Source organism: Flavobacterium esculini, assembly GCF_048284325.1.
In the GTDB taxonomy this organism is placed as follows: Bacteria; Bacteroidota; Bacteroidia; order Flavobacteriales; family Flavobacteriaceae; genus Flavobacterium.
Map to the genome: position 1 here is coordinate 1 of NZ_JBLVPI010000038.1, position 4,337 is coordinate 4,337.

The 4,337-nt window shown below is 31.5% G+C and carries 2 protein-coding genes; both read left to right on the plus strand.

Annotated elements, in window-relative coordinates; translation table 11 throughout:
- Positions 1-183: 183 nt before the first annotated feature.
- A complete protein-coding gene (locus ACNQGG_RS17165; protein WP_417966058.1) occupies positions 184-1,110 on the plus strand; it encodes a tyrosine-type recombinase/integrase in 927 nt (308 codons plus the stop codon).
- Between the two features lie 98 nt (positions 1,111-1,208).
- A complete protein-coding gene (locus ACNQGG_RS17170; RefSeq protein WP_417966060.1) occupies positions 1,209-4,082 on the plus strand; it encodes a type I restriction endonuclease subunit R in 2,874 nt (957 codons plus the stop codon).
- Positions 4,083-4,337: the final 255 nt, after the last annotated feature.

The following is a 4,337-nucleotide window of genomic DNA, read 5'->3' on the forward strand; positions in this document are numbered from 1 at the left end:
ACCGCCTTCTTCAATATCACTTTTTGATATTCCTTTCCCTTTTGAAAATGTAGCTACTTCCCCCATCTTTCTACCTTCCCACTCCTCATTAAACCCAGGAAATCTCAAATTAGGAACCTTAGCGATATTAAAATCCTCAATTCTTTATTTCTTTCCTTTGGAATTAATAAAAATTAATTAATAATGAATGATCAAAAACAAATTTTAGAGGTAATTGACCTATGGAAAACAAACAAAAAACAGTACGTGAAAAAATCAAGTTTTTCTGCTTATACTCTTTTAATCGAAAATCACATACTACCCATATTTGGTAATAAATTTTCGCTTGAGGAAGCAGAAGTGCAGGCTTTTGTATTTCAAAAATTGGAATCAGGTTTAAGTCAAAAAACAATCAAGGATATTCTAATTGTTCTGAAAATGATTCTTAAGTATGGTGCTAAACACAAGTGGACGGATTATATTCCATTTGACATACAATTTCCAACAGAACGAGAAAAATATACGATTGAGGTATTAAACCGTTCAGATCAGAAAAAAATTATGAATTATATACAGGAGCATTTTACATTTCGAAATTTAGGGGTTTATATTTGCTTAAGCTCTGGTATGCGTATAGGAGAAGTTTGTGCCCTTACTTGGGAAGATGTTGATACAGATAATGGTGTTATCAGCGTTAACAGAACCATCCAACGCATTTACGTTATAGAAGATGGAAGTAGAAAAACAGAACTTATTTTAGACACACCAAAAACAAAAAATTCTATACGTGAAATTCCCATAAGCAAAGATTTATTAAGAATACTCAAACCATTTAAAAAAATTGTTAACCCTTCGTTTTTTGTTTTAACCAACGATGCAAAACCAACTGAGCCCAGAACTTATCGTAGTTATTATAAAAACCTAATGAATCATTTGAAGATGCCAGATCTGAAGTTTCATGGGCTGAGGCACAGTTTCGCAACCAGATGTATTGAAAGTAAATGTGATTACAAAACCGTAAGTGTTCTTTTAGGGCATTCCAATATTAGCACGACATTAAACCTCTATGTTCATCCCAATATGGAACAAAAAAAGAAAGTTATTGAACAAATGTTTAAAGCTTTGAAGTAAACTTTAGATTATGAATTAGGAGAAGTGAAAGAAACCTCTTTATTTTGTTAAATTTGTCATATTAAAGCTAACATAACAACTCCTAATTCATAATTATTTTGAGCAAACAGTCTGAACAAATTTTAGAGGAACAACTTGTAGGACAATTACAAAAATTGGGGTATAAGTATATTGATATTAAAAGTGAAAGAGAGTTATTGCTAAACTTGAAAATGCAACTTGAAAAGCATAATAACATTTTATTTAGCGAAGCTGAATTTGAAAAAGTACTGAATATTGTCAACAAAGGATCAGTATTTGAAAAAGCCAAAATATTACGTGAAACGAAACATCATATCCTAAGAGATAATGGAGAGAACCTCTATTTTGAATTTCTAAACATAGAACATTGGTGCCAAAATGAATATCAGGTTACGAATCAGATTACACAGGAAGGTAAATACGAAAATCGGTATGATGTAACCTTGCTAATTAATGGATTACCATTAGTGCAGATAGAACTGAAGCGTAGAGGGTTGGAAATGAAAGAAGCTTTCAACCAAATCAATCGCTATCAAAAACATAGTTTTGGAGCAGGAAAAGGCTTGTTTCATTTTGTGCAACTATTTATTATCAGCAACGGTGTAAATACCAAGTATTTCAGCAACTTCGGCACTCATAAACAGGAATATTTACAAACTTTCCATTGGACAGACGAGAACAATAATCCTCTCAATAACATTCTGAACGGTTTTACTGACACTTTCTTAGAACCCTGTCATATCAGTAAAATGATATGTAAATACATTGTACTTAACGAAACTGATAAAAGGTTAATGGTTCTTCGTCCATATCAATATTATGCCGTGGAAAGTATTATAAAAAAAGTTACCGAAAACGAAATATTAAATGGTTATAGTGTAGAGAAAAACGGATATATCTGGCATACCACAGGAAGTGGAAAAACCTTAACAAGTTTCAAAGCCAGCCAAATTTTATCAAAAATTACAGCTATTAAAAAAGTAGTTTTTGTAGTAGATAGAAAGGATTTGGATTATCAAACAAATAAGGAATACGATAGCTTTAGCAAAGGCTCAGTAAGTTCAGCAACTAACACAGATGATCTTATCAGGAAATTCAATGATCCGAATGTAAAAATTATTGTTACAACCATTCAAAAGCTCAATAATGCTATTTCGGGTCGGAATTTAGCTAAAATGAAAGCTCTTAAAAATGAAAGAATGGTATTTATCTTTGATGAGTGCCATCGTTCACAATTTGGAGATACGCATCAAAACATTGTAAGTTATTTTGATAATATTCAATTATTTGGCTTTACAGGTACACCAATTTTGGCAGAGAATGCCAATGGGGAAAAAACCACATCCAGCTTGTTTGGCAAATGCCTTCACAAATATGTCATTACAGATGCTATTAGAGATGAAAATGTTTTGAGATTTTCGATTGAATATATTCAAACTTTCAAGAAAAAAGATAATATAATTGACTTGAAAATTGAAAAAATTAATGAAGCTGAGGTTTTTGAAGCTCCTGAACGTAAAGAAGCAATTGTTGATTACATCATTCAATACCACGATCAAAAAACACAATCCAAAAAATTCTGTGCGATGATGTGTGTTCAAGATATTGATGCCGTCATTGAATACTATGAAATTTTTAAACGCAAAAAACTGAATGGTGAACATAATTTAAAAATAGCAACTATTTTTAGTTATGCCCAAAACGAGGAAGAAATAGAGGATCAATTGGCCAGCCGACTGAATATGGCCGCTGAGCCACAAGAACAGTATGGTTTCAAACCACATCGCAGAGAATTATTAGAAACCTATGTGCAAGATTTCAACGAACTATTTGGAATGGCAGAAAATATCAAGGATAGTGAAGGCTTCTACAATTATTATAATGCTGTAGCCAGAAAATCAAAACATCCTAAACATGAAACGGATATTTTATTAGTCGCTAATATGTTTTTAACTGGTTATGATAGTAAAAATCTGAATACATTGTATGTTGACAAGAACCTACAATACCACGGACTAATTCAAGCTTTTAGCCGTACAAATCGCACATTAGACAAAAATAAGACACAGGGAAATATTGTATGCTTTCGAAATCTGAAAGATAAAACAGATGAAGCAATTGCCTTATTTAGTAACAAAGAGGCAATTGACGAAATTATTGTTGAACCTTATGAAGTTTATACAGAAAAATTCAATGAAGTAACTCAAAAATTATTAGAAATTGTTCCTCATATTAGTGCAGTAGATGAACTATATACTGAAGAAGATAAGCTACAGTTTATTTTAACATTCAGAGCACTTATCCGTTTACACAAAAAAATGAGCCATTATTCTGAATTTACTTGGAATGATTTACAAATAGAAGAACAGCTATTTGCAGATTATACCAGTAAGTATCTGGATTTGAAGGATAAACTTAGCAACAGTACTTCCATAGAAAAAACATCTATTTTAAACGACATTGACTTCGAGTTGGAACTGATTAGACGCGATACAATCAATGTCACCTACATTATTCAACTGTTAATTAAGTTTAAATTAAAACACAGTTCAAAAGATAAAGAAAGTATTGAAAAAGAAATAACAAACTTATTGAATACCGAAGTCTCATTAAGAAGTAAAAGAGAACTGATTGAGAAATTTATTCAAGAAAGCCTACCTCACATTGAGGATACAGATATTATTCCCGAAGAATTTGAAAAATTCTGGAATGAAGAACAAGAAAAAGCACTCCAAGATTTGGTGAAAACAGAAAACCTTTCTGATGAAAAAACTGAAAAACTTATAGAAAATTATCTTTTTACCGAACGTGAACCCTTAAGAAAAGAAATTTTAGACCTTCGCATAGACGGAAGGCCTAGCGTTCTAAAATCTAAAGAAGTGGGTGACCGAATATTGAATAAAATTTTAGATTTCGTAGATACTTTTGTTAATGGTATATCTGGACTGTAATACCTAACAAAATTATAATGCCATATCGCATTAATTTTTTGCTGTATAAATCGAAGTATATTTAAGCATAAATCATGATCAGATAAAAAAATGGGGCAATAAGTATGACAATTGAGGAAAGGATATACAAAGAACTATTACTGCAAATTCCAGTGATATTGACCACCCAATTCCAATTTAAAGTGACCACCTGATTCCAATTCAAAATGACCACCTAATTCCGGAGCAAAATGACCACCTCCATTTTTCATTAAA

Coding starts and splice junctions, on each gene's coding strand:
- ACNQGG_RS17165 (WP_417966058.1), top strand. CDS start 184: ATGAATGATCAAAAACAAATTTTAGAGGTAATTGACCTATGGAAAACA.